Genomic DNA, 25193 nt, shown 5'->3' on the forward strand with positions numbered 1-25193 from the left:
TGGCGTCGAGCGGCTCGGCCCGAAATTCTATTACCCCAAGTTCCGCAAGTTCTGATAGCCTCTGGCCGAAGGCAGGACGGTCTTCATACATACCCGTTTTTGCCGGGCCAGAGGCACTAATGCTCCTGGTTCCGCCAGTCTACTGAAGAGCGTCAGAGCTAGATTTCGCAACACACAACTGATCCCGTCATCGACCACGTCGAGGGATCATTCCCCCGCGTCGGCGTGCTCCCTGCCGAGAAGCGGTGGGGGGACGGCCCGATCACCGCCTTCCGTTTCGATCCTACTGATCACTCTGCGCGCGTCGCTCTCGCGGGCACGCATCTCGTCGGGGTTACTGCGCGTCGCTCTCGCTGGCGAGCGTCCCCCCGGCGTCACCGCGCGCCGCCGACCCGGTGCTCGGGCCTACTGCGCGGCCGAGCGACTCTCGTCCGAAGCCTCGGGCGATCGCGTCCGAACCGCGTCCCACCCGCCGATACAGGCCTCACACAGGTAGTACGCGAACCCGTCGACGTCCCGGTGCGTGAGTGTGGCGTCGACGCCGCATCTCTCGCAGTCCATGCTCGGGAACTGCGCTAAGGGGAATATATGTCTTCTGCTCCAGCCACTCTCCGTGATAATCCGTGATAGAACCGACCGAACGGAAAGTCCGGCGTCGGTACGTGATCCGGTCGAGAGTCTACCGCAGCGCGTCGAGGTCGAACTCGAAGGCGGCGACCGGCACCTCCAAATCGTGCTCGACGAGTACCGCGGGATGGATCTCACCGATCACGCCGACGCGTTCACCGTCGATCATGACCGCGGCGGCGCGGCCATCGATGAACGTCGGATGCTCGACTCGGGGTGTCGCTAGGTCGGCGTCGAAGTCGTCGCACAGCGCCTGAAGCTGGCCTTTCGCGGCCTCATAGGAGGCGTCGCGCCGGGCGACCGCGCCGGCGACGTGCCGCGACTCGGCGACATTCGTGTCCGCGTCGTCGTCGCGCTCGGCGACGAAGCCGACCTCGGCGACGTCCTGCGGGTAGGCGTTGTGGGTGTTCCGCTCCAACAGCATGACGAGCGACGGGAGGGCCCACGTTCGGAGCTGGGTGTACTCCTCGCTGTACGGCTCGGTGATCTCGACGGGGGAGCCGCCGCCGAATACCCCGTCGCCGTCTCCGACCGCGGCGCCGCCCGTGCCCGGTTCGATCCGCATCCGGTCGTAGTTCTCGGTCCCGCCCGTCATGTGGAAGTTCAGCAGATCCTCGAAGCCCAGCCCGACGAGACTCGTACGGACCGCGTCCTCCAGCCGGGAGCGCTCGTGGCGCCCGCCGACGGTACCCACGTCGGGGTAGCGCGGCGTCAGGTTGTCGAAGCCGTACGCGCGCCCCACGTCGTCGACGAGGTCGAGGGGGTGGAGCACGTCGACGCGGTACGGCGGGATCTCCACCTCGTAGCGGACGTCCTCGCCGAGCGTGTACGAGGCGTCCAGTCCGGCGCGCTCGAAGCAGTCGACGACCTCCTCGGGCTCGAAGTCGACGCCGAGCAGCGTCTCGATCCGCTCGTGCGACACCGTCTTCTCATCGATGTCGAGGTTCGGCCGGACGAGCTCCGCGCCGTACTCGCTCGGGTGCGTCGCGCCGTCGGCGTAGTTCACTTCGACCTCCTCGATCGTCGCGCCACGGGCCGACAGGGCGTAACAGATGATGTTACACATCCGGTCGATAGTCCACTGGTCGGTGCCCGTGAGCTCGACGAGCAGCTCGCGGGACCCCGTCGTCACCTCGGTGCGCTTCCCGTTGATCACCGGCGGGAACGAGAACAGGCCGAGCTCGTCGTAGATCGCCGGGTAGCGATCGAGGTCCGTGACGAGGTCGGCGTACGTCTCGCCCGTGGCGTGCTCCTCCAGCACCGCGGCCGGGCTCAGCTCGTCGTTCGCGTCGAGGGGGACGAACGTGTCGCCCTTGGGGTCGACGCCGCGGTAGGTGATCGACGGTTCTGCGCCCTCCTGGAGCGGCGCGCCCTTCACCATCGCGAGGTCGTGGATGCCGATGGCGCCCTTCGCGCGCCCCCGTCCCATCGTCGCGTGGAGCTTCTCTTGGAGCTGGATCAGCGACTCCAGCGCCGCCTCGTCGAGGTCGAGGCCGCGGACCACCGCGCCGGTGACGTACGGGCGCTCGTCGGGCACCGACTCGTCGACCTCGATCCTCCACTCGGGGTCGTTCGTGTTCGGCACGTAGACGCCTCGCGCGTCGCCGTAGTGGTAGCGCAGCGAGCGGGCGACCCCCTCGACGGAGAGACGGTCGAGCCGGTCGGGCGCGAACTCGAACTGGTACATGCCGTCGTCGGTCTCGCCTTCGAACTCCAGGCCGAGCCCGAACAGGTCCGCCTTCAGCTCCTCGTCGTCCTTCTCCTCGTGACCGGTGAGCTCGCGGAGCTCGTCCGGGTCGACGTCGACGACGGGCATCAGTAGCTCACCTCCGCGTCCCGCAGGAACTCGATGTCCGCGAGCGTCCCGTGGAGGTCGCGGATGTCCTCCGCGCCGGTGGTGAGCATCGCGAGCCGCTCTAAGGCGAGCCCCCACGCCATCACGTCGCAGTCGACGCCGAGGGGGCCGGTGACTTCTTCCCGGAACACGCCGGAGTTGCCGATCTCGATCTCCTCGCCCGTCTCCGGGTGTTCCCCGAACAGCTCGAAGGAGGGTTCGGTGTACGGGTTGTAGTGCGGCTTGAACCGGATGTCCGTGATCCCGAACTGCCGGTAGAACTCCTCGAAGGTGCCCATCAGGTCGCGCACCGAGAGGTCCTCGGCCATCACCCACCCCTCGATCTGGAAGAACTCCAGGAGGTGCGTCGGGTCGAGGGTGTCGTTGCGGTACACCTTCTCGACCGAGAAGTAGCGCTGCGGCGGCTCCAGCTCCGCGCCGGCAACCCCGGAGAGGTATCGCATCGACAGCGACGTGGTGTGTCCGCGGAGGGCGACCTCGCGGGCGAACTCCTCCGACCACGGCGAGTGGTAGCCGTCGCCGTCGTCGCCCCACCCGTCGCGGTGGGCCGACTCGACGCGGGCCATCAGTTCGTCCGAAATCGACTCCATGCGGTCCACGTCGAGCGCGAACCGGTCCCAGTGGGTCCGGGCAGGGTGGTCCTGCGGCATGAACAGGCAGTCGTTGATCCAGAAGTCGGCGTCGGCGTGCGGGCCCTCCATCTCTTGGAACCCCATGCCGACGAGGACGTCCTTCACGCGGTCGGCGGTCCGACGGAGGACGTGCTTGCGACCGCCGCGGGCCGTCTCCGCCTCCGCCTCGACGTTGTACGCGGCGAACTCGGCGTCCCGCCACTCGCCGCTGGCGAGGAGCTCAGGCGTGAGCGCCCCGACCGTCTCGGTCGCCTCCACGCCGGTCATCAGCGCGTCGACGCCCTCGTCTGTGAGCCGGACCGTCCGCGTGACGGACTCGCCGACCGCGATCAGCCCGCGCGAGTCGAGCCGATCGATCACGGCCTCGTCAACGTCGAGGGCGTCCCCGTCGAGACTCTCCCCGTCGGCGTCGGCCTCCGCGAGCGCCGCGAGCGCCGTCGCCTCGGCGTCGTCGGGATCGGCGTCGGGGTCGACCGAGAGCTCGCCGCCGTCGACGCTCCCGTACCCCTTCCGCGCGAAGTTCGCGAGCGCGATGTCGACCTCCGGACCGTCCAACGCCGCCTCACCGATGACTGCGCCCATCGAGACCGAGTCGGCGTCGGCCCCCGCGTCGCGGCCGGCGCGGTAGAGCCGCGTCTCGGGTAGCCCCTCGTCGACGTAGCGCCGCCCCTCGTCGGTGAGCGCGAGCGTCCGGTCGGTCACCGAGCCGACCTCGACGAGCCCCTCGTCGGCGAGGTCGAAGGCCGCGCCGGCCACCGTCTCCGGCTTCAGGTCGGTCTCCGCGGCTATCTCTGCCACCGTTCGTTCGTCCGTCGCGCTCGCGGCCTCGAGGACCGCGAGCTGTCGTTCCGGGAGTCGCATTCGAGTTGTCTCTACACGCGTGCGGCTGGTTGGTAACGGTTCCGGGACCGAGACGCGCCCGGCTCCCGGTTCAGAGACTCTGTCGCGGGCAAGGCATCATATATGATAAATTGAACGACTGATTTATGTATGATATCCGCCTCTAGGGGGTATGAGCAGCGTAACGGCCGAATCGAGCGGCTCCGGTTCGGTTCCGGAGCGGGCCCGCGTCCGTCACGGGGGCAGCGGTCCCAGTCCCAGTCTCGCCGTCGTCGAAGCGATAGCTGATCTCGCCGGCGTCGATCCGGCGGACCTCCCCGAGGAGGGCGTGGTACTGTACGAACACGTCGACCCCGACGCGCTGAACTCGCTCGTCGCCGGGCGGTCCGACGCCGACGTCTCCCTCACCGTCGCGGGTTACGACGTCCGCGTCGGCCCCGACTCCGCCGTCGCTCAGCGCTCGGGGAACTGACCCCGGCCGCCTCGGTCCCTTCACTCGTTACTCCGCGTCGGCAGCCCGCTCGCGGAGCCGCGCGACCCGATCCCCGAGCGGGGGCTGTACCTCGAACCACGTCGACCAGTCGCCGGTCTCCGGCTCGACGCCGCGGCGCTCCGCGACGCGCTCGAACGCGTCGGCGACGCGGTCGGCGCCGACCGCGTCCGCGGCGCGGGCGTCCGCCGCGTACTGGACCCGCCGACCGGCCCAGAAAGAAACGAGCCCCACGGCGACGAGCGCGGCGAACCCGGACTCGAAGGGGACGAGGGTCGTGACGACCGCGGCCAGCGCCCCAAGCACGGCGCCGACGGCGACGGCGCGGAACTCGGCGTAGTACGTCGTCACGCGGCCGGCCTCCGCCGCGAACAGCCCGACTGCGGCGTCCTCGTCGAGGTCGGTCAACACGTCTTCGGTGAGGAACAGCACCCGTCTACGGGGCGGTCCCCGGACCGACACCTCAGCGGGACCGTCGGCTGCGGCGCCGTCCCCGCCCGCGCCGTCGACGGCTTCGATCGCGACGCGCTCGACGGCGAGTCCGCCCGGTTCCGCCAGCGCCACGATCTGCGCTCGCTCCGCGTCCGTCGGTTCCCGCAGGTCGCGGAACCGGTCGGCCGCGTACAGCGGCCCCACGGCGACCGCGAGCGCGGCGACGACCGCGACGCCGACGACGAACGCGACTCCGATCATCGTCCTCGCTGAGGGCACGCCCGAGGTAAAAGGCCCGATGTCGCGCCGGGCCCGTCGCGACGGCGGCGCCCCCCTCCGGCGTTCACTCCGGAACGCGTCGCGCGAGCGCCCGGACCGCCGCGGCGGCCTCGCTCTCGGGCGCGGCGGTCGTGACCGGCCGCTCCGTCGCCACCGAGCGGCCGACGCGGGGGTCGGCCGGGACGACCTCCGCGGGCGCCCCGAGCGCGTCACCGATCGGGTCGACCGGCGGCGGCTCGGTCACGCGGTTGACCGCGCAGCCGACCAACCCGGCGTCGAGTTCCCGGGCCAGCTCTCGCGTCCGGATCGCGTCGGCGAGCGCGAACGCGCGCGGCGAGACGACGAGGAGGCAGGCGTCCGCGACCGCGAGCGGCACGCCGGCGTCGGCGCGGCGTCCGGCGGGACAGTCGACGACGACCGTCCCGAACTCGCGCTCGACCGCGGCGACCGCCTCCGCCAACCGCGTCAGGTCGGCCGCCCGAGCGCCCGCCAGCGTCCGCCCGCACGGGACGATGTCGACCGGGCCGGGACGGAGCGCCTCCGTCGGGGCCGCCGCGCCGGCGAGCACGTCGTGGAGGTCGGGGCCGCGGCCGTCAGGCAGGTCCGCCATCCCGAGGTCCGCGTCGACGACGACGGCGTCGAGCGCGGCGGCGACGTTGTACGCGAGCGTCGTCTTCCCCACGCCGCCTTTCCCGCCCGCAACCGCGAGGATCACGCCAGCGCCTCCAGCGCCTCGACCCGGATCTCGCTCTCCTCGGCGCGGTCCGCCAGCGCCGCGGCGCGGTCGCGGACCGCCCGCAGCCGCTCGGCGTCGGCCGCGACGCGCTCGTCGAGCGCTCCGACCCCGTCGAGGCCGTCGACCTCCTCGACGACCGTCGTCGCCGCCGCGAGGTCGGCGTCGGTCAGGCGCTCCGCCCGTTCGATCCGCGCCTCGACGGCCACGAACCACGCGTCGACGCCGCCACCGGCCGCACTTCGCCGCGGTGACTCGGGCGTAGCTGACTGGTCCGGGTCGCGCTCGACTCGCGCCGCGACTCTCTCCGCGTCGCCGTCGCCCTCGGCATCCTCCCGGCCCGGCAAGTGCCCCTCCGAACCGGAGGCCCCCGCGTCGCCGCCCGCGTCCGGGGTCCCGTGGCGCCCTTCCGCTCCGTCCACGGCGGCGAGCGGCGGCCGATACGATTCGAGGTCCCGGACCGCCGCCCGTGCGAGGTCGGTCCCGCCTGCGGCCGTCTCGTGGGCCTCGTCGGCGTCCGACGACACGGGCTCGACGTTCGCGATCTCGACCGGCGGGTCGACGGGGTCGGCGAGCGCGGCGAACCCGAACGCCGCGCGCTCGCCCGGGTCGAGTACCGCGGTCACACCCGCTGCGTCCCACCCGGCTTCGGGGACGCCGCCGCGCCGCGGCGAGAGCAGCGGACCGTTCAGCCGGCTCTCCATCCGAACACGCCGCGGGACCGCCCCGTCGTTGCGCACCCGAAAACCGACGAGCGACGCGTCCCCCTCGCGGTCGACGGACCAGTCGAGTTCCATGCGCCGGGTCCCGCGGAATCGTATTTAACGCTCAGGCGAACCCGCCCCCGTCGGGTTCAGCGCCCGTCGCGCGCGCCTCGAAAGCGAACATCGGCCGTCCGAAGGAGTGACCGCGGGCTCCGCCCCGACTCCTCGATCCGCCGCGCCGCGCTGCCGCGCAGCCCGACCGGTCCGTCGAGCGCCGCGGTCCTGACGGCCGCGAGCGACGCCGCGACCGGGTCTCCGTCGTACGCGCCCGGTCCCGTCCCGGCCGCGCTCGGATCGCCGCTCGGAACGACCGCGAGCGCGCGTCGGAACTCGGGATACATCGCCTCGGCGAGTTCGCGGCGCGCTCGCACGTCGCCCCGCAGCGCCGCGACCCGCTCTTTCAGCCGCTCGATCTCTCCGGTCGCCTCGGCGACCCGCCGCCGCGCCGCCGTCAGGTCGACCGGTTCGACCTCGATCCCCGCGAGCTCCGCCTCGATGTCCGCGATCTCTCCCGCGACGGACGCGGTCCGCCCCCGCGAGCGCGCGGCGGCCGCGAGCTGTCGCCGGAGCCCGGCGTCGGCGGGGAGTCGTCCGAGAACCTCGCCCGGAGCGGGACACCCTCTGACGACGTTCGACCCGTCCTCGCTGTCCTCTCGGTTCGACCCCGACTGCGTCGACCTCGCCCCGGTCACAGCTCTCTGCCGCGCATCGCGTCCGGGTCCGGGTGGTCCGTCCCCGCCGCGAAGGCGGCGTACGGCGTCGACTTCGCGGACCGGTCGGCGTAGGCCGCGGCCGCCTCTCGGACCGCGTCGTCGACGGCGACGAACTCGTTGAACGGTTCGGTGCGCTCTATCTGTACGTCCCCGCCGTGCGACTCCCGCAGCCGCAGCGCGAGGAACGCCGCGTACTCCGTCTCGTTGAGCAGCGCGGCGCGACCGAACCGCCGCGCGACGACCGACTCGTGGCGACGACAGAGGTTTCGGAGGCCGGTCCTGGCGGCCGCCGAGTACGTCACGACCAGCAGCACGCCCGCCGGTGGTCGATTTTGAAATATATCCGTTCCGGACCGGAACGTTTCAGTCGGCGTCAGTGACGCCGGATCGATTCAGCGTCCGCGGGGCCGGGGTCAGTAACTAGAACCGCTCGACGTCGAACGCGGGCTCCTCCCCGCCGTCCGGTGCGTCGTCGACCCCGCTGGCCGCGAGGACGCGCTCGCGCGCGGCCGGTTCAGAGGGCGCGACGACCACGGTGCCGTCGACCGGGTCGTCCCCCACCGCGCGGAACACGTCGCCCTCACCGTCGAACTCGGTCGCGTACGTCCGGAGCACGGCCGCGACGCGACGCTCGGTGGCCGCGAGGTCGGCGTCGCCGTCCTGGAACTCGCGGAGCGCGTCCTCGACGTTCCGTATCGCGGAGATCCGGTCCATCTACGTCGTCCGGAGGTGGCCCTGCTTGGGCTCGTACACTTCGCCCTTCGTGCGGAGCTTCTCGATCTCTTCCTCCGCCTTTCCTTGGTCCATCCCGATCTCGCCCGCGCGGTCGAGCACCTCCTCGACGGGCGCGCCCTCCTGATACTCCTCTTCGATGTCGGCGATGAGCCCCTTGATGTTCTTGATGCGGTCGCGCTGGCTCTTCGACGTGCCCGTCTCGACCACGTCGGCGTCGAACTGGCCCGTCTCCGGGTCGACGCCGATGTCCTTGAGACAGGACTCGACGATGTCCGTCGCGCGGTCCGCGTCCTCGCGCTCGACGGTGTCCGAGAGCCGTACCCGCGCGCTCGCCTCGGAGAGCCGCACCATCGCCTCCAGCTTCCGGGCGGTGACCGGCACGGGCGCGTCCTCGTCGGCGCCCTTCGAGCGCAGGTCGACGTAGAACTCCTCTATCACCTCCTTCGCCTCCTCCGTCATCGTCGGGAAGCAGGACCGCTTCGCGTGGGCGATGTACTTGCGGAGAAGCTCGGAGTCGATCTCCGGCGCGACCTCCTCGGTCACCTCCGCCACCTGTTCGGAGGTGAACTCCGAGCTCGCCAGCTCCTCGCGCTGGGTGTTGAGCTCGCCGGCGTAGTTCGTCTTGATGATGTGTTTCGCCAGCCGGGAGTCGTGCTCCGGGTCCGGGCTGTCCGTCACGGTGAAGATGAGGTCGAACCGCGAGATCAGCGCCGGCTCCAAGTCGATCTGCTCGCCGATCGGCTCGTACTGGTCGAACCGGCCGTACTTGGGGTTCGCGGCGCCGAGCAGGGAACACCGCGCCTTCAGCGTCGCGTTGATCCCCGCCTTCGAGACGGAGATCTTCTGCTGTTCGAGCCCCTCGTGCATCGCGGAGCGGTCCGAGGAGTTGTGGACGACGAGCCCGTTCGCGACGAAGTTGTGCGTCTCCTCGACGGTCAGGTCGTACACCCGGGGTCGCTCGCCGTCCTCGATCCGCGCCAGTATCGACCGCAGTTCCGCCTTCACGGCGTTTACCTCCTCCACGACCGCCTCACGCACGTCGTCGAGCCGGTCGGTCTCGACGGCGCCGGACAGCCAGCGGGAGACGGTCGCCTGCGTCACGTCGAGCCTCGACGCCACGTCCGACTGACCGACGCCGTACGCGTCCAGCGCCGCCGACAGCTCCGATCGCGTCTCGCCGACCGGACCGCGGTCGAGCAGGTCGCGAGCGCGCTCTTCGGCCGTCTCGACCGGTCCCTCGATGACGTCTGCGAGCCGCTGTCGGAGCACCTCGCCGCGGTGTTCGGTCGACTCCGGCGGAACGGTTTCGACCGACTCGACCCGACGCCACTTCACGTCGCCGCGGACGAACTCGCGGAGGTCGTCGAGGTCGGTCTCCCCGACTCCGGTGAGAATCTCTCGGAGCCGCTCGGTCACCGTCCGGCGGACCTCGTCGCGTTCGCCCCATTCGCGGGAAATCTGCTGTTGGGACAGCGCCGTCCCTTCGGCAAGCTCGGACTGCGAGACGTGGTATCGGTGCCGAAGCTCCGAGAGCGTCTCCCACGCCGCCGTCGCGTCGAGCGCGTCCACGTCTTCGGTCGCGCGTTCACGCCGAGCCTCGAACGCCGAGAGTATCCGGTCGGCGCGGTGGAGCGAGACGTTCGCAGTCCCGCTCTCGAAGTCGTGGTACGTGACCGCGTCGAGCCCGCACTCGCGCTGGTGAAGCCGGAGCGACTCGCGAGACCGCGCGAGCGCGTCGCCGACCTCCGGGACCACGTCGAGGATCGTTCGGCCGCCGTCGGCCGAATCGACGACGCGGTCGAGGGCTTCGGCCTTCCGGGTGGCCGTGAATCCGACGAAGCGCCGGAACGCCGCGAGCGAATCCGCGTCGGTCACCGTGAGGTAGTACACGTCGCGACCGCCGTCTCGCTCGCGGTACTGGAGCTGGCTCGACACGCCGAACCCTAAGAGGAGGTTCCGCGTGCCGCGGAGCAGGTCCCGACTCGCCGACGCTATCCGAACGTTTCCGGCCGACTCGTCGACGTGGCCTTCGCTGTCGGCGAGCGCCCGGACGAACGCGGCCTTCGCCGCGCGGCTTCCGGTCGAAACGGGAGTCGGGAAGCACTTCTCGTCGTACCGGCCGAGGTTCATCCCCGCGTTGAGGACGGCGTCGGCGTGTTCCTTCCCGGTGACGCGGACCGTCTCGACGCCGCCGTCGCGCCGTTCGCTCGGCGGGCGGACCGGCTCCGCGTCGAACGCCTCGCGCGCCGCGCGTTCAAAGTCGTCTAAGAGGTCGTCGTCCGTGTTGGTGAACCGAATGCCGTAGACGCCCTCGTCGCGGTCGTAGTAGACGTTCCCGTCGCCGGAGAGGTATCCGAGGACGCTCGCCATCGCGGCGTCGACGCTCTCCCCGTCGCCGGGCTCGGCCGCTGGCCCATTTCCACCGCTCGCAGCCACCGCTCCGCCGTCCGCCGCCTTCGTCGGAATCTCGCGAGGGACGTACACCCAGTCGCCCCCGTCGAGGGCGGCCGCCTCGCGCTCGACACGCTCCCCGTCGTCGAGGACGAAGAACGGGTGGTCGGCGGTCGCAGTCAGCGACTCGCCGGTCTCCGTCGTCACTCGGGTCAGCTCCGACGGCGCGTCGTACTCGTGGACCGCGGAGACGGACCGTTCGACGAGGTTCCCGTCCTCGTCCATCGACCAGACGTCGAGGTCGACGTCGCGGATATGGCGTCCGTTCGAGAGTTCCTCGACATCTCCGTCTTCGGCGGCCTCCCGCGCCAGTTCGTCGATGCGCTCGACGCGGCCGTCCGCGAGCGAGACCAGCGCGTCGCCCGTGACGCAGTCCATTTTGTCGAGCTCGTCAACTGCCGCAATTCCCTTGTCCGCGAGGACGAGAGCGCCGGCTTCGAGCGACCACTGCTGGCCGTCGCCGAAGTCGTCTCTCACGGCTGCAGCTGTAAGGCCGGCCGCCGACGATCCCTTCCCAGAGGTGTAGACGGACCGCGGTGCGATGTTCTCGACGTACGAAATCATCTGGGAGTTGTGAGAGACGACCCCGTTCGAGACGTAGTTGTGCGTTCTCTCCACTTCGAGATCGTAGACCCAGTCTTCATCGGATTCGACCCGTTCGATGGACTCGATCGAGTCCCATCGGACTTCCTCTACGACCGAGGTGTTCTGACTACCAGACACGGCGATACCGCCATCTGTGGCAGCGCGCGATGCGACGGCCACACGGTCACCGACGTCGAGTTCATCCGCACGCCGCGGAACGTGTCCGGCACCAGTCTGAACGAACAGCGGATGCGACGGCGTCACCTCCAGTTCCATGCCGGAGGCAGTCTCGACACGATACATTGTCTCGGGAGCCTCCCGCTTCCAGACTTTCGTCGCTCGCGCGGATCCGATCGTTCCGTCCGACTGTAGCGAGGGTACTTCGAAATCGACCTCGTCGAAGACGCCGTCGTCGATCGGTTTCGGATCATCGAGATTGTCCTCGACGAGATCGCCTATCGGAACTTCTCGTCCATCAGCAAGTGTCACATTGGTATCAAATTTAAGACACTTACCCGTGCCGGGGTCACCGATCAGGAGCATGTGCAGGTCGCCCCGAATCCGCGACCCGTCGGGGAGATGCTTCGTCACGCCGGAGAACAGCTGGAGGATCATCGCGAGCTTCTCCTCTTCATACCCGTAGATGGCGGGCGCGATCGAACCCACCATCGCCTCGTAGATGTCGTCGCGCTCGGAGAGCTCGATGATGTCGCGTTTGTCCGCCTCGGTGATGTCCATGTCCTCGAACTCCTCGTCCTCGATGGCGATGGAGACGCCGTCCATGTACAGGTCGAAGATGGCGGACTTCTCGTTGCCCTGTTCGACCTGCTCGATGTGGAGGATACCGACGCAGGTAACGTGGTCGCCGGGGCTCACTTTCCCGGTGATGTCGTCGACGATGTCGACGTCCAGCGACTGGGGCGTCTCGCCGCCGCGGAGCCCCTCGGGCGACTCTTGGATACGGAGCTTCTGTGAGTCGACGAACTCGGACTGATCGAAGTTGACGCGGAACGGGCCCTGTCGCTCGCAGCCCTGGCACTCGTGGGGCTCTTGGAAGCCACCGTCGGACTGCGGGATGTACGTCATGGTGCCGCAGCGCTGGCACTCGAAGGCGGCCTCCGTCACCTTCGGGCGTACGTCGGTGGCCTTACGAACGATCCCTTGAATCGAGACGAGCTTCCCGATATGGTCGTCGTGGACGCGGATACCGCGGATGTCGACGCTATCGGGGAGGTCCTCGATGCGGACATGCGCGCGGCCGAGGCTGACGTCGGCGGGGAGGTCATAGAGCCGTAGCGCCTCCTCGGCGTACTCGCGCATCTGTTCCGGCTTGTTCAGGAAGTCCTCGGCGAGGTCGCGGTCGAACTGAAAGAGGTCGTCGTAGGAGACGTACAGCGAGCGCTGCTCGTTGGGGTACCGTTGGGCGAGCTGTCCGATCTCCTCCCGGTAGTAGTTGCGATAGAACTGAATGAACCGCTCCGTGAGGTCCTGGGTGCCGGCCTGAGCCATTGCGACACCTCTTCGTCACCATCACGTATCAACCTCCGGTTCGGGGCGGACGTGGTCGCCTCGGGTGCGGCGTCCGGCGTCGTCGCGCCGGCCGACTCGGCGGCGACCGCGCCCCAACCGACCGAACTACGCCCGCCCGACGAAGGTCGCGTCGGCGGAGGTGCGCCCCTCGTTGAACGAGAGGACCTTCGCGCGGATCACGTCGCCGGGTTCGAGCCCGCTCGGGATGTCCTCGGTGAAGAGGACGAATCCCTCCACCTTGCCGACGGCGACCTCGTTCCCCGAGTGGTGGTCGGTGAGTTCGGTGACGCCGAACTCGTACGTCTCGCCGATCTCGACCGGCGGTTCGCGTTCCTGGGCCGCCTCGTGAGCGCGTTTCGACTCGCGCGCCTCCGTCGACGGGCCGCGGAGCCGACGGGCGACCGCGAACAGCGCGAACAGCGCGACCGCGACGCCCGCACCGACGACGAGCGGCGACGAGGGGATCATACCCGTGCGGTCGACCGCGGTCGCCTAAACGGTGTGGGTCTGCGGCGACGCTTCGGCGCTCGGCGACCTCGACATCTCGCCGCTCGCGCGGCCCGAGTCCCGCCGCGCCCGCATGAGAAACGCCTTTGCCCTCGAAGCCCCCCTCTCGATCCGATGCGACACAGCCGCGGTTCCCGACGACTCGCGCACGGGTGTGGTGTGCCGTGAAGGTCGCGGACGCGGTGCCGGAGTTCGCGGAGGCCTTCGGGTTCGACGAGTTCAACCGGATGCAGCGGGAGGCGCTGCCGGGGATCTTGGAGACCGACCACAACGTGGTCGCGTCGGCGCCGACCGCCTCCGGGAAGACGGCGCTCGCGGAGCTCGCCATCTGTAAGACGCTCGCCGCAGGCGGGACCGCGCTCTTCGTCGCGCCGCTGCGGGCGCTCACGAACGAGAAGGAGAGCGAGTGGGAGCGCTTCGAGGATCTCGGCTACTCCGTGTACGTCGTCTCCGGCGAGCGCGACTTGAACCCCCGCCGCGCCGAGCGCGCGGACGTGCTGGTGACGACGCCGGAGAAGGCCGACAGCGCGACGCGGAAACACGACTCGGCGCGGTACTCCTTTATCACCGACGTGGACTGCGTCGTCATCGACGAGGTCCACCTGCTCGACTCCGAGAAGCGCGGCGCGGTGCTCGAAGTCACCGTCTCGCGGCTCCGCCGGCTCCAAGACCCCCGCGTGGTCGCGCTCTCGGCGACGATGCCGAACATCGGCGACGTGGCGGAGTGGCTCGACGCGCCCGCGGAGACGACGTACGCTTTCGGCGACGAGTACCGTCCCGTCGACCTCGAGACCGGCGTGAAGACGTACTCGCACGGCTCGAACGCGTTCGCGGACAAGTACCGCCGGCTCTACCGCGCGCTCGACCTCGCCGAGCCGCACGTCCGCGAGGACGGACAGACGCTCGTGTTCGTCTCCTCGCGGCAGGACACCGTCCAAGCCGCGAAAAAGGCGCGCGACGAGATCACCGAACGCGACATCCCGATCGACTCGCGCGACGACTACGACTTCCACAACGAGGCGAAAGAGCTCACCAACGACACGCTCCGCCAGTCGGTCACCGACGGCGTCGGGTTCCACCACGCCGGCCTCGGGAAGGACGACCGCGACCGAGTCGAGGAGTGGTTCAAACAGGGGAAGATCAAGTTCCTCTTCTCGACGTCGACGCTCGCGTGGGGCGTGAACCTCCCCGCTCGCTGCGTCGTCATCCGTGACACGAAGTACCACGACCCGCTGGAGGGGGAGACGGACATCTCGCCGCTGGACGTGCTCCAGATGCTCGGGCGCGCCGGTCGGCCGGAGTACGACGACGTCGGGTACGGCTGGGTGGTCTGCGACCGCGCCGACGCGGACAAGTACCGGAAACTGCTGCGCGAGGGGAAGGCGATCGAGTCGCGGCTCGCCGCCGACCTCGAGTCGCACCTCAACGCCGAGATCGCGATGGGGACGATCCGCGGGCTCGAAGACGTGATGGCGTGGTTGGAGACGACGTTCTACTACGTTCGCGCGCAGTCGAAGCCCGACCAGTACGACTTCTCGACGCTCCGCGACCGGGTGCGGAACACCCTCGAATCGCTCGTCGACGACGGCTTCGTCGCGGCCGACGACGACCTCGCGATCGAGCCGACCGCCCTCGGTCGGCTGGCCTCGAAGTACTACCTCCGGCTCGACACCGCCCGCCGGTTCCGGCGCCTCGCCGAGCGCGAGACGCTGACTGCCGACGCCGTGTTAGAGACCGTCGCGTCGGCGGGCGAGTTCGACTCCGTCTCCGCGCGCTCGGCCGAGGCCGACGCGGTCGACCGCATCCTCGACGGCCGCGACACCGACCTGGAGGACGGTCACCGCAAGGTGTTCGCCATCCTGCTGGCGGGGATGGCTGACTCGATCCCCTCCGACCTCCGCTCCGACGCGTGGGTGATCCGGCAGAACGCGCTCCGCCTGCTCGCCGCGCTCGCGGAGTTCCTCGACCGGTGCGCGGGCCCGCGCGCCGCCAACCTCGCCCGTCGCGTGGAGGCGCGCGTCGAACACGGCGTCTCCCGCGAGGCGGTCGCGCTCACGGCGATCGAGGGGGTCGGCTCCGGCCGCGCGGAGCGCCTCGCGGACGCCGGGCTCACCTCGCCGGCCGACGTCGTCGACGCCGGTCCGGCGGAACTGGCGAACGCCGGGATGAGCGACTCCGTGGCGGAGCGGATCGTCGACGCCGCCCGCGACTGCCCCCGGATCGACGTCGACTGGGGTGAGTTCCCCGACGGCATCGCGGTCGGCGAGAACGAGATGTGCGAGGTCGCCGTCGCGGCCGTCTCGGGGAGCGCCCGCGCGGGGATCCGCGTCACCGTCAACGACGTGGAGATGACCGCGACGACGACGTACCTCGACGGGGAGACGACGGTCCCGGTCGGCGTGTTCGGCCCGCCGGACGCCGACGAACTGGAGTTCGTCGTCGAGGTCGTCTTCCCGGACCTCCCGCTGTTGCCCGTCACGGCGACGCGGACGGTCCGGGTGGCGTAGGCGCGCCGGCGTCCGAATCCGATCTTGCGATCCGTCGGTATCCGCTTATCAACGAGCGGCCGGGACGTTCGAGCGATCTGCCGTCTCGTCGCGTCACCCGTTCTCACCGCCACCCGCCCGGCATCTCTCTTAAACTCCCGCAACGACCGCTTAACACCCATTCCGCGGCCACCCGCCCTATGCCGGAACGACTCCGCGTGCTCGCAGGCGACTGTCAGGTGACCGACCGCGGCGACCGCACCCGAACCCATCGGGGCCGCGTCGTGGTACTGATCAAACCCGACGACACGACGCTCGTCCACGACGCTGACGGCTACCAGCCCGTCGCGTGGCTCACCCGCCCCGAGAGCGTCGTCGTCGAGGGTGACGGCGACGGGTTCACTGTCACCGCTCGCGACGGATCGCGGCGGCTCCGCGTCGTCGCCGAGGAGGCGACAGCCAGCCGGGCGCTCCCCGTCACGGAGGCGGGCGTCCCGGTCGGCACCTGCCCCGACGACGGCGGCCCGCTCGTGCGGTCGCGCGGCGACGTGGCGTGTCTCGACTGCGAGGCGCGCTGGGGGCTCCCGGCGGGCGCGAGCGTCACGGACGCGACCTGCGACGACTGCGGGCTCCCGAAGATCCGCGTCGAGCGCGGCGAGCCGTTCCACCTCTGTCTCGACCCCGCGTGCGACCCGATGGAGGCGGCCGTCAGCGACCGGTTCGACGGCGCTTGGGAGTGCCCGGACTGCGAGGGGGACCTCCGGGTCCGCTCCGCGCCGGGTCGCGTTTACCTCGGCTGCGAGCGCTATCCCGACTGCGACACCACCTTCTCGTTCCCCGCGGGCGTCGCCGTCGACGAGTGCGACTGCGGGCTCCCCGTCTTCGAGACGGCGGCCGGACTGGGTTGTCTTGACGGGACCTGCGAGGTCGACGGCCGCGCGACGGGCGAAAAGCCGGAGGTCACGGGGAAAGGCGACGGCTAACAGCGCTCCGCCCGGCGGGGTGGCTTACTCGGCGAGCTGCTGGCGGCCCGGCGCGATGGGGCGGTCGAGGTACTCGGCGAGCGCGCCCTTCGCGTCCGCGGGATGGAGTTCGCCCGACTCCAAGTCGGCTTCGAGGGCGTCGTAGGCGTCGTACTCCAGGTCTCCGCCGTACTCCTCCGGGCGCTCGACGGTGACCGCGTCGAACCGCGGGAAGACGTGGTACTCGAACACTTGGAGGACGGGGTTCTCGCGCTCCGCGCCGTCGTCGGTCGGCTCCGGATCTGCCGTCGGCGGGCAGTAGGCGTCGTTCACCTTCGACTCGATGTCCTCGCGGGAGTCCTCCATCGAGATGGTGACGCCCTCGCTGGAGGACATCTTGCCGCGGCCGGTCGCGAGGTCGGCGATCAGCGGCGTGTGGAGGCTCGTCGGCGGCTCGCGGTCGATGCTCGGCAGCACGTCGCGCGCGAGCATGTGGACCTTCCGCTGCTCCATCCCGCCGACCGCGACGTCGACGCCGAGGTACGGGATGTCGAGCGCCTGCATCAGCGGGTAGACGGCCTGCGACACCTTCACCGAGTCGCCCGAGCTGATCTCGGCCATCGCCCGCTCGGCCCGCGCGAGGGTGGTCTCGAGCTCCAGGGCGTGGAGGTCGAGCGTGTAGTCGTCGTCGAGCTGGAAGTCCGAGCCGAGCACGAACTGCGTGTTCGACTCGTCGAGCCCGTAGGCGATGAACTGGTCGCGCATCCGCTCGGCGGTGTGGCGGATCTCCTCGAACGACCCCTTGTCGTTGAGGTAGGCGTGTACGTCCGCGAGGAGGACCGTGACCTCGAAGCCCGCCTCCTGGAGGTCGATGAGCTTGTTCGCGGTGAGCATGTGACCGATGTGGAGCACGCCCGAGGGCTCGTAGCCGACGTACGCCCGCTTTCCTTCGGGGTCGTCGGCCAGCGCCTCGATCTCCGACTCGGTGACCACCTCGGCCGCGTTCCGGGTGATCAGCTCGTGAGCGTCCATACCTCCGAGTGTGCGTTCCCGGACATATGACTTCTGGATGCGTGCCGACGACTCACGCGGAGCGCCGCCAGCGCGCCCGTCGGCCGCTTTGACTCGCGTTCCGGTCGTCCCCGGGCGCGCTCACTCCTCCGTCTCGGGCAGCGTCCGCCCCGCCCGGTGTTCGGAGATGATCCGGTCGATCCGCTCGGCCTTCTCGTCGCGCCGGCGCTGCTCGGCGCGCTCCTCCCAGTCCTCGACGGCGGCCGCGAGGTCCTCCTCGCTCGCGACCGCCAGCTCGTCCACCTCGCGGACCGGCACGGCGTCGGCGGGCACCACGGGGACGGCGCGCCCGAACAGCACCTCGTCGGCGACGTCTGAGAGGTTCCCATCGCCGCGGATCACGGCCCGCGGCTCCGCCTCCGCGAGCCGCTCCGCGGTCCGCCGGCCAGCGCCCGACGCGTCCCGGAGGTAGACCACGTCGCCGGCGACGAGCCCGTAGGCGTCGTCCGCGGCGTCGAGCGCGTCGAGCGTGAACTGCTCGACGACCTTCACGCTCACCAGCCCCCGCCCCTCGGCCACGTCGCCGAAGTTCGAGTGGTCGAGCCGCCACAGCTCCTTCAGCGTCTCCACCTTGCGTTCGAGGTCGGCGACGCGCTCTTCTGCCTCGTCGCGCTCGCGCTCCAGCCGGTCCGTCTCGCGTTCGAGCCGCGAGACTGCGCGCCGCGAGCGCGCCTCGATGCGCTCCTCGCGTTTCGCCTCCTCCAGCTCGCCCTCCAGCTCAGCGATCCGGTCGTCGCGCTCCTCTAAGTCCTCCTCCAGCGACTCGGCGTGCGACTCCAGCCGGTCGACGCGCTCGCGAAGCCGGCGGATCGTCTCCTCCTCCTCGGTGCGGTCGGGCTCGGTGGGGTCCGCCTCGTCCGCGTCGTCCTCGTCTCCGTCCCCGCCGTCGTCCTCGCTCAGGTCCTCGATGACGGCCTCGACGGACGAGCCGCCCGCGACGACGCCGGCGATCACCGCCCCGCGGTCGAGCCGCGGCGGCGTCTTCGCCGCGATCCGCTCGAACTGGTCCTCGTGGTCGTCGTATGCGTACAGCGCGGCCGCCAGCGCGTCGCGCTCGTGGTCGTTCGCGTAGCTCGCCTCGCGGGTGCGGTGGAGCTTCTCGTCGACCGGGAGGTCGGTCGTCGGCCGCCACCCGGCGGCGTCGAACGAGCGCCGGAACTTCTCGACCGTCTCCGGCATCGGCTCCACGTCGGCGGCGACGATGATCGGTCGCCCCTGCTCGACGATCCACTCGGTCACCTCGGCGGTGTCGCCGGTGCGGGAGGAGTACAGCGCGGGGACCGTGCCGTCGAGGCCGACGACCGCGGCCGCGGTGGTCGTCCCGGGGTCGATCCCGACGATGACGCGGTCGCGCCGCTTCACCAGCGGCTCGTACTCGATCCCGTCGCGGCGTTCCCGCTCGACCTCGACGCGCACGTCGCCCGCCCGCGAGTTCGACACCGGGATATCCTCGGGGCGGGCCTCGACGGTGAACGTCGCGTTCGCGTAGCCGCCGTACTTCTCGGTCACGTCCCGCTCGAAGTCGAGGTTCGCATCCTTCAGCTTCGACTGGACCTGGCGCGTCCGCTTGCGGACGTTACCGTGGATCCGCCGCGTGTAGCGGTCCTGACTCCACCCGCCATTTCCGGTCGAGCGCCCGCGAGACACCTTGACGGTCGTCTCGTCGGTGAACGCGGTCACCTCGTGGCCGACGTTCGCGGCGGCGAGCCGCGCCGACGCCTCCGCCTCCTTCATCGGCTTCTTGCCGTAGGGGATGCCGTGCCGGGAGGCGACCCGCGAGAGCGGCTCCGGCCGTTCCGCGCCGGTCACCTGGACGAGGCGGGTCCCGTCTGGCAGCGACCGGAGGAAGTTGACGAGCTCCCCCTTGTCCGCCGCCAGCTCGTAGGCGTTGTCGGTGGCGACGTAGAGTGGCTCGCGGTCGTCGATCAGCCGGCAGAGCTTCCGGAACGAGACCACGTCGCGGGTGATCCGGGCCATCGGACCGTCGGCGTCGGGGGCGTCCGGGTCGTCCTCGTCGACGGGGTCCAGGATGACCAGCGCGTAGGAGGGGCTGTCGCCGCGGACGTCGCCGCTGTGGACGTCGACGCCGAACACCGGCCGGTCGCGGGCGCGGATGGTCCGGGTTGTCACATCCCGAGTAGGTCGTTGCCGCGTATATACCCCACGCCGGGGGCGGTCGCGGACCGCCGCCGCGGGAGCGAGCGGTCAGAGGATTCGGGGCTCTTCGCCGGCCTGCTGTCGCCGGCCGCTGATGACGCCCGGCGTCCCGCCCGTCTGGATGATGTTGAACGCGGTCATCAGGTCCGACCGCGAGATGAGGCCGACGAGTTCGCCGTCGGCGTCGACCACGGGGAGGCGGCCGACGCCGTGTTCCTGCATGGTCTGGAGGGCGGTCAGGGCGTCGGCGTCCGGGTCGACGGCGACGAGGTCGGTCACCATCACGTCGTCGACGCGGTAGGCGTCGCGCTCGACTTCGCGGACCGACCGGGCGTCTTCGAGGGTGACCATCCCGACGAGCTCGTCGCCGTCGAGGACGGGGTAGCCAGTGTGGCGCTCCTCGAACATCCGGCTCATCAGGTCGCCGACCGAGGTGTCCTCCGTCACCGTGTGGAGCCCCTCACGGGGCGTCATCACGTCGCCGACGGTCACGTCCTCGAAGGCGGCCTTCAGGGTCGTCTGCTGGGCCTCGCCCGAGGCGGCGATGTAGACGAAGAAGGCGAGCACGATGAGCAGCAGCTGGAAGGTGAACAGGCCGAAGATCCCCATCAGGAACGCGAACACCTTCCCCACGGAGGCGGCCCGCTGGGTCGCCTGCGCGTGCGGCTGGTTCCGCGCGAGCAGCGCCCGGAGGACCCGCCCGCCGTCCATCGGGAACGCGGGCAGCATGTTGAACACGGCGAGGACGATGTTCAGGAGCGCGAGGTAGCCGAAGACGAAGAGGACGGCGTTCGAGCCGACGGGCGCGACGAGGACGACCCCGTAGCAGGCGATCCCCACCGCGACGCTGACGAGCGGGCCGGCGATCGCGATCCAGAACTCGTGTCTCCAGTCTTCGGGGAACTCGGCGAAGCTGGCGAGGCCGCCGAGCAGCCACAGCGTGATCGACTCGATCTCGTAGCCGTATCGCATGGCGACCAGCGAGTGGCCGAACTCGTGGAGCAGCACCCCGACGAACAGCCCGATCACGGCCGACAGCCCGAGTACCCACGGCGTGGTGCCGCTCGCGACCGCGGTCGCGTCGATCCCGAGACCGGCCGTCTCGTTCATCACCTCCGCGATCATCCCGACCTGCGACCCGATCAGGTACGCGAACAGCGGTAAGACGATCAGAAACGTCCAGTTGAGCCGGATCGGAATTCCGAACGCGCTCCCGATCTTGATTCCACGCATGCCATCGCGTTCGGCCGGTGTGCGGTTAAGTCACAGGGGTCGGTCGACGTTCGAGCCGCCGGGACCGGGCGGTGAGCAATTAAATACGCGCCTCCCGTCACGGTCGCGTATGAGCGACGCAGGGGACGCGGGGTCGGTCGTGAAGCGCGGCGACGACATCGCGTACGGGCCCGTCGAGGCCGCCGGGGGGCTCTCGAAGGGCGTCCTCCTCGACGGGTCGGACGGCGCGCCGACCTTCGCGATGCGCCGGTTCGAGCTCGAACCGGGCGCCGAGGTCCCCCGCCACACCAACGCGATCGAACACGAGCAGTACGTCCTCGCCGGGGAGTACGTCGTCGGGATCGGCGACGAGGAACGCACCGTGTCGGCCGGCGACACTCTCCTGATCCCGCCGGGGGTCGAACACTGGTACCGCAACGAGCGCGACGAGCCCGGCGCGTTCATCTGTGCGGTGCCGAACGGCGACGATGCGATCGAACTCGTCGAGTAGCGGGCGTCCGGGCTCGGCCTCGCGCGCCGCGAGGCGGGCACCTACTCCAGCGTGCCGACGCGGTCGGCGACGTAGCCGAACTGGTCGCGGTAGCCGTTCGGCGATAACAGTACGGGGTAGAATGGCTCGTCGGCGAGCAGCGGTTCGCCGTCGGCGGCCGCGAACCGCTCGCCGGGCTCGACGCGCTCGAAGTTGCGCGCGAACACCTCGTACGCCTCCGCCTCCGGCTTCGGGATCCGCTCGCGGAGTCGGAACACCGACACGTCCTCCCGACCGCCGGCGTCGAGCACGTCATCGGCGCCGGGCGCGGAGATGGCGCCGGTCGCGGCGAGGAACGCGCGCGACAGCCAGTAGGCGTTGTCAGCGGCCGCCTCGGAGCCCTGGAGCCCCGCCTCTACTTCGAGCGTGTGCGGGTGCTCGATGAGTCGGCCCTCGGTGAACGCGTCCGTCTGGATCACCGCGTCCACGGGGAGGTGCGGCGCGACAGCGTGGGTCACTTCGTCCATCGAGTCGATGACCGCGAACGGCTCCGCGTACGACTGCGTCGAGTGGATCGCGAGGGTCGTACACCCTTCCAGCGCGTCGACCAGTTCGGCCGCGAGCCGGACCTCGTGGGCCTCCGCGTCGGGGTTTCCGGGGCACGCCCGGTTGAGGTCGGCGTCGCGGTAGCGCTCGCCCGCGTCGAGCGCCGCCTCGTTTGCGGTGGCGAGGCGGACCGGTCGCTCGGGGTCGAGGTCGGCGTCGAGCAGGCGCTCGACGGCGCGGGCGCCGCAGGGCTCGTCGCCGTGGATCGCGCCGACGACGGCGACCTCGGGCTCCCCGTCGCCCAGATCGTGGATCTCCATACCACACCCTGACGGGCGGCGAATAAGTGGCGTTCGGATCCGCGGCGAGCGGTCCGATCCCCGTGCGTCAGGCAACGCCCGGGCTCAGTGCCCCTCGTCGACGCGCTCAGTGTACTCGTAGTCGGCGGGGTACGCCGGCTGACGTGCGCCGTCGAGGGGCATCTGCCACCCGTCGACCGCGGCGGGGTCGTCGAGCGCGGCCCGGAGCGTCTCTCGCACGTCGTCGACGTCGACCCCGTAGAAGTCGCTCGGGATCCCGTCGAGGTACTGGAGGGCCGTCTCGAACAGCGACCGCATCCCCGCGTCGTTCTCGAAGTCGACGCGCTTGTACGCGCCCGCGGCCACCTGGACCATCCCGTGGAGGAAGGCGCTCTCGGCCGTGCCGCTGCCGTAGTTGTACCACTCGTCCTCGAAGCAGTCGTGGCTCTCGTGGTAGGCGCCGTCGTTGAAAAGCCGCACGCCGTGTTCGGTCGCGCGTCGGAGCGTCGCGTGTTCCCAGTACCCGCCGACCGCCTGTGCGTCTGGCAGCCCGTCCGCGTCGCCGGATGACGCGTCCGCGTCGCCGGACGACGCTTCCGCCTCTCCGGACGCCGCGCGCGACTCGTCGCCCGCGTGCCATCCGGTCGGGTTCCCGAGCGGCGGGGCGACGCCGGGGTCCCGAGTGTGGTCGTCCATGTGCGTGCCGTTCACGCGGCAGCGACCTAACCGTTTCGCGGCGCCGGCGGCGAAGCCGACCGGCCCGCGAACCGAACCCTTCTTTCCCCCGCTCGCGCTCGGGTCGACCGCATGGACGCCGGACTCCTCGCCGCGGTCGCCGCCGCCGTCGTCTGGGGCGCGTACCTCTTCGTCCTGAAGCGCGCCTTCGCCGGATACCCGCCCGCCGCGCTGACGGTGGCGATCAACGTCGCGGCGGTCTCGTGGTTCCTCGCCGGGACCGGGCTGACGGTCGGGTTCGGCGACGCCGCGGCGGGGGTGTCCGGGCTCGTCGCGCCGCGTCGGGCCGCGGTCGTCGCCGTCACGACCCTCGGGACGGCCGCCGCCTTCGTCCTCTTCTTGCGCGCCATCGACCAGGGGGCGGTGTCGTACGTCGCGCCGATCAACAAGATCGTCCCGATGTTCGTCCTCCCGCTGGAGGTCGGACTGCTCGGGCAGGTCCTCGCGCCGGTCCAGGTCGCCGGCGTCGTCGTCACCACCCTCGCGGTGTACGTCGCGAACTACGAGCCGGGGGGTTTCTTCGCGCCGTTCGCGCGGGCCGCGCGCTCCCGGCCGGCGCAGCTGGCGCTCGCGAGCGCGGCCTGCTACGCGGTCGCCGACGTGGGCAAGCGGGTCGCGCTCCAGGAGTTCTCGATCCCCGGCACGCTGTGGGTGCCGCTCCTGCTCGCCGGCGTCGCGGTCGTCCTCTTTCCGGCGGCGCTCCGGAGCCCGTTCGCGGTCACCCGGCGGGACCTCCCGAAGTTCCTCGCGGCCGGCGGGCTCGTCGCGCCCGGCGAGCACCTGACGACGGTCGCGTTCGCGGCGCTGCCCGCGAGCGTCGCCCCCCCCGTGATCAACACGCAGGCGATCGTCGCGGCGGTCCTCGGGGGCGTGCTGCTCGGCGAGCGGCACTTCCGGCTCCGGCTCGCCGCGGCGGTCCTCGCGGTCGCCGGCGTCGCGATGATCGCCGGCTGACGCGGTCGGCCGCTCGCCGCCACGCCTGCCGCTACCCGAGTAACACTTGTCTCTGGGGCCCGTACGGGCCGTATGGAAACTCCGCCGGAGTCGGTCCCGATCGATCACGCCGAGTCGATCGTGAATGCCCTCGGCGACGGCGCGTACGTCCTCGACGCCGACCGGAACCGCGTGTTCGTCAACGACCGCCTCCGCGAGGTGACTGGCTTCGACGAGGCGGTTCTCCACGCGAAACACCCCGAGCGACTCGTCGCGGAGGGGCGCTGGAGCGAGGAGGCGGGCGAGCGCTACCGCGCCGCGGTCGAGCGCGTCCTCGGGGGCGAAGCCGACGACGAGCGCGTCCAGCTCACGACGACGCTCGACGACGGGAGCGACGTGACGACGGAAACGCGGCTGACGCCGATCGAGCGCGGCGGCGCCGTCGTCGGCGCGGTGGGAGTCATCCGCGACGTCACGGCGCGGGTCGAGCGCGAGCGCGAACTGGAGCGCCTCAACGAGCGGCTCGAACGGCTCGCGGGGTTCATCTCGCACGACCTCCGGAACCCCCTGTCGGTCGCGCGGGGGTACATCGACCTCGCGCGCGAGACCGGCGACACCGAGCAGTTAGCCGCCGCCGAGAGCGCGTTCGGTCGGATCGAGTCGATGATCGACGAGGCACTCGTAATGGCCCGCGATCCGGACGCGATCGAGACGGAGGACGCCGCGGTCGACCTCGCCGACCTCGCGGCCGACTGCCTAGGGTCGGGCGACTTCGGAGAGATCCCCGCTGACGCCGACCTCGTCGTCGCGGACGCCGGCGCCGTCACCGGCGACCCGACCCTGCTCCGGCGCGCCGTCGGGAACCTCATCGGCAACGCCTTCGAGTACGGCGGGGACGCCCCCACGGTTCGAGTCGGCGTCGACGACCGCGGGCTGTACGTGGCCGACGACGGTCCTGGGCTCCCGGATGACGAGCGCGACCGGGTGGAACTGACCGACTTTGGCGTCTCTCCTGGGGGCGGGACCGGGATCGGGCTCGCTACTCGCGAGCACGTGGCGGCCGCGCCCGGCTGGACGCTCGAAGTCGATCGGTGCCCAGGGGGGGGCTTCCGGGCGCCGCTGGCCGGTG

22 protein-coding genes are annotated in these 25193 nt (G+C 70.7%); 6 read left to right on the forward strand and 16 right to left on the reverse strand.

Going from position 1 to position 25193, the window contains the following annotated elements; translation table 11 throughout:
* Nucleotides 1-405: 405 nt before the first annotated feature.
* The 3 genes from B9H04_RS18765 to pheS form a co-directional block, all read right to left on the reverse strand.
* Nucleotides 406-561: a hypothetical protein gene (locus B9H04_RS18765; RefSeq protein ID WP_155120046.1), complete on the reverse strand. Its 156-nt coding sequence runs from the start codon at nucleotides 559-561 to the stop codon at nucleotides 406-408.
* A 118-nt stretch (nucleotides 562-679) separates the two neighbouring features.
* Nucleotides 680-2443, reverse strand: a complete 1764-nt coding sequence (gene pheT / locus B9H04_RS12555) for a phenylalanine--tRNA ligase subunit beta (protein WP_085682753.1) — start codon at nucleotides 2441-2443, stop codon at nucleotides 680-682.
* Nucleotides 2443-3975 carry a phenylalanine--tRNA ligase subunit alpha gene (gene pheS / locus B9H04_RS12560; protein ID WP_049932768.1) on the reverse strand — a complete coding sequence of 511 codons (1533 nt, stop codon included), beginning with the start codon at nucleotides 3973-3975 and terminating at the stop codon, nucleotides 2443-2445. The genes pheT and pheS overlap by 1 nt, the downstream gene beginning before the upstream one ends.
* A gap of 151 nt (nucleotides 3976-4126) precedes the next feature.
* Between pheS and B9H04_RS12565 the strand changes: the two genes are divergently transcribed.
* A complete protein-coding gene (locus B9H04_RS12565) occupies nucleotides 4127-4426 on the forward strand; it encodes a HalOD1 output domain-containing protein (RefSeq protein ID WP_049932767.1) in 300 nt (99 codons plus the stop codon).
* A gap of 27 nt (nucleotides 4427-4453) precedes the next feature.
* On the opposite strand, the gene B9H04_RS12570 is transcribed toward B9H04_RS12565, so the two are convergent.
* The 8 genes from B9H04_RS12570 to B9H04_RS12605 form a co-directional block, all read right to left on the reverse strand.
* Nucleotides 4454-5137 (reverse strand): hypothetical protein, encoded by a 684-nt coding sequence (locus B9H04_RS12570; protein ID WP_049932766.1) that lies wholly within the window; start codon nucleotides 5135-5137, stop codon nucleotides 4454-4456.
* A gap of 82 nt (nucleotides 5138-5219) precedes the next feature.
* Nucleotides 5220-5870: a MinD/ParA family ATP-binding protein gene (locus tag B9H04_RS12575; RefSeq protein WP_049932764.1), complete on the reverse strand. Its 651-nt coding sequence runs from the start codon at nucleotides 5868-5870 to the stop codon at nucleotides 5220-5222.
* Nucleotides 5867-6685: a DUF7857 domain-containing protein gene (locus B9H04_RS12580; RefSeq protein ID WP_049932763.1), complete on the reverse strand. Its 819-nt coding sequence runs from the start codon at nucleotides 6683-6685 to the stop codon at nucleotides 5867-5869. Before B9H04_RS12580 ends, B9H04_RS12575 begins: the two co-directional genes overlap by 4 nt.
* 56 nt (nucleotides 6686-6741) lie before the next feature.
* A complete protein-coding gene (locus B9H04_RS12585; protein ID WP_085682754.1) occupies nucleotides 6742-7344 on the reverse strand; it encodes a DUF7856 family protein in 603 nt (200 codons plus the stop codon).
* Nucleotides 7341-7679, reverse strand: a complete 339-nt coding sequence (locus B9H04_RS12590) for a DUF7855 family protein (protein WP_049932754.1) — start codon at nucleotides 7677-7679, stop codon at nucleotides 7341-7343. The genes B9H04_RS12585 and B9H04_RS12590 overlap by 4 nt, the downstream gene beginning before the upstream one ends.
* 106 nt (nucleotides 7680-7785) lie before the next feature.
* The gene (locus B9H04_RS12595) at nucleotides 7786-8079 is read right to left on the reverse strand and encodes a DUF7854 family protein (RefSeq protein WP_049932750.1); all 294 of its coding nucleotides are present in this window, start codon (nucleotides 8077-8079) and stop codon (nucleotides 7786-7788) included.
* Entirely contained in the window at nucleotides 8080-12645 is a 4566-nt protein-coding gene (locus tag B9H04_RS12600; protein WP_085682755.1) for an LAGLIDADG family homing endonuclease, read from the reverse strand.
* Nucleotides 12646-12771: 126 nt separating this feature from the next.
* Entirely contained in the window at nucleotides 12772-13134 is a 363-nt protein-coding gene (locus B9H04_RS12605) for a TRAM domain-containing protein (RefSeq protein WP_049932746.1), read from the reverse strand.
* Between the two features lie 203 nt (nucleotides 13135-13337).
* Here B9H04_RS12605 and B9H04_RS12610 point away from each other — a divergent pair, with 203 nt between their 5' ends.
* On the forward strand, nucleotides 13338-15680 hold the full coding sequence (locus B9H04_RS12610) for a DEAD/DEAH box helicase (protein WP_085682756.1): 2343 nt from the start codon (nucleotides 13338-13340) through the stop codon (nucleotides 15678-15680).
* A gap of 179 nt (nucleotides 15681-15859) precedes the next feature.
* Nucleotides 15860-16642, forward strand: coding sequence for a topoisomerase DNA-binding C4 zinc finger domain-containing protein (locus B9H04_RS12615; protein WP_176450642.1), 783 nt, complete (start codon nucleotides 15860-15862; stop codon nucleotides 16640-16642).
* Nucleotides 16643-16666: 24 nt separating this feature from the next.
* Here the strand turns inward: B9H04_RS12615 and B9H04_RS12620 are convergent, their stop codons facing one another.
* The 3 genes from B9H04_RS12620 to B9H04_RS12630 all read right to left on the reverse strand — a co-directional run bounded on the left by B9H04_RS12620 (nucleotide 16667) and on the right by B9H04_RS12630 (nucleotide 21082).
* The gene (locus B9H04_RS12620) at nucleotides 16667-17653 is read right to left on the reverse strand and encodes a tyrosine--tRNA ligase (protein ID WP_085682757.1); all 987 of its coding nucleotides are present in this window, start codon (nucleotides 17651-17653) and stop codon (nucleotides 16667-16669) included.
* A 120-nt stretch (nucleotides 17654-17773) separates the two neighbouring features.
* On the reverse strand, nucleotides 17774-19822 hold the full coding sequence (locus B9H04_RS12625) for a DUF460 domain-containing protein (RefSeq protein ID WP_085682758.1): 2049 nt from the start codon (nucleotides 19820-19822) through the stop codon (nucleotides 17774-17776).
* A gap of 75 nt (nucleotides 19823-19897) precedes the next feature.
* Nucleotides 19898-21082, reverse strand: coding sequence for a CBS domain-containing protein (locus tag B9H04_RS12630; RefSeq protein ID WP_049932738.1), 1185 nt, complete (start codon nucleotides 21080-21082; stop codon nucleotides 19898-19900).
* Between the two features lie 109 nt (nucleotides 21083-21191).
* Between B9H04_RS12630 and B9H04_RS12635 the strand changes: the two genes are divergently transcribed.
* The gene (locus B9H04_RS12635) at nucleotides 21192-21572 is read left to right on the forward strand and encodes a cupin domain-containing protein (protein ID WP_085682759.1); all 381 of its coding nucleotides are present in this window, start codon (nucleotides 21192-21194) and stop codon (nucleotides 21570-21572) included.
* 41 nt (nucleotides 21573-21613) lie between these two features.
* On the opposite strand, the gene B9H04_RS12640 is transcribed toward B9H04_RS12635, so the two are convergent.
* Both B9H04_RS12640 and B9H04_RS12645 read right to left on the reverse strand, forming a co-directional pair.
* Nucleotides 21614-22417, reverse strand: coding sequence for a M14 family metallopeptidase (locus B9H04_RS12640; protein ID WP_085682760.1), 804 nt, complete (start codon nucleotides 22415-22417; stop codon nucleotides 21614-21616).
* Nucleotides 22418-22501: 84 nt separating this feature from the next.
* On the reverse strand, nucleotides 22502-23092 hold the full coding sequence (locus B9H04_RS12645; RefSeq protein WP_049932730.1) for a DUF309 domain-containing protein: 591 nt from the start codon (nucleotides 23090-23092) through the stop codon (nucleotides 22502-22504).
* A 111-nt stretch (nucleotides 23093-23203) separates the two neighbouring features.
* Between B9H04_RS12645 and B9H04_RS12650 the strand changes: the two genes are divergently transcribed.
* Nucleotides 23204-24085 (forward strand): EamA family transporter, encoded by an 882-nt coding sequence (locus tag B9H04_RS12650; RefSeq protein ID WP_085682761.1) that lies wholly within the window; start codon nucleotides 23204-23206, stop codon nucleotides 24083-24085.
* Between the two features lie 72 nt (nucleotides 24086-24157).
* A partial coding sequence (locus B9H04_RS12655; RefSeq protein ID WP_085682762.1) for a PAS domain-containing sensor histidine kinase occupies nucleotides 24158-25193 on the forward strand: 1036 nt, incomplete at its 3' end.

Source organism: Halorubrum ezzemoulense DSM 17463 (assembly GCF_002114285.1).
GTDB lineage: Archaea > Halobacteriota > Halobacteria > Halobacteriales > Haloferacaceae > Halorubrum > Halorubrum ezzemoulense.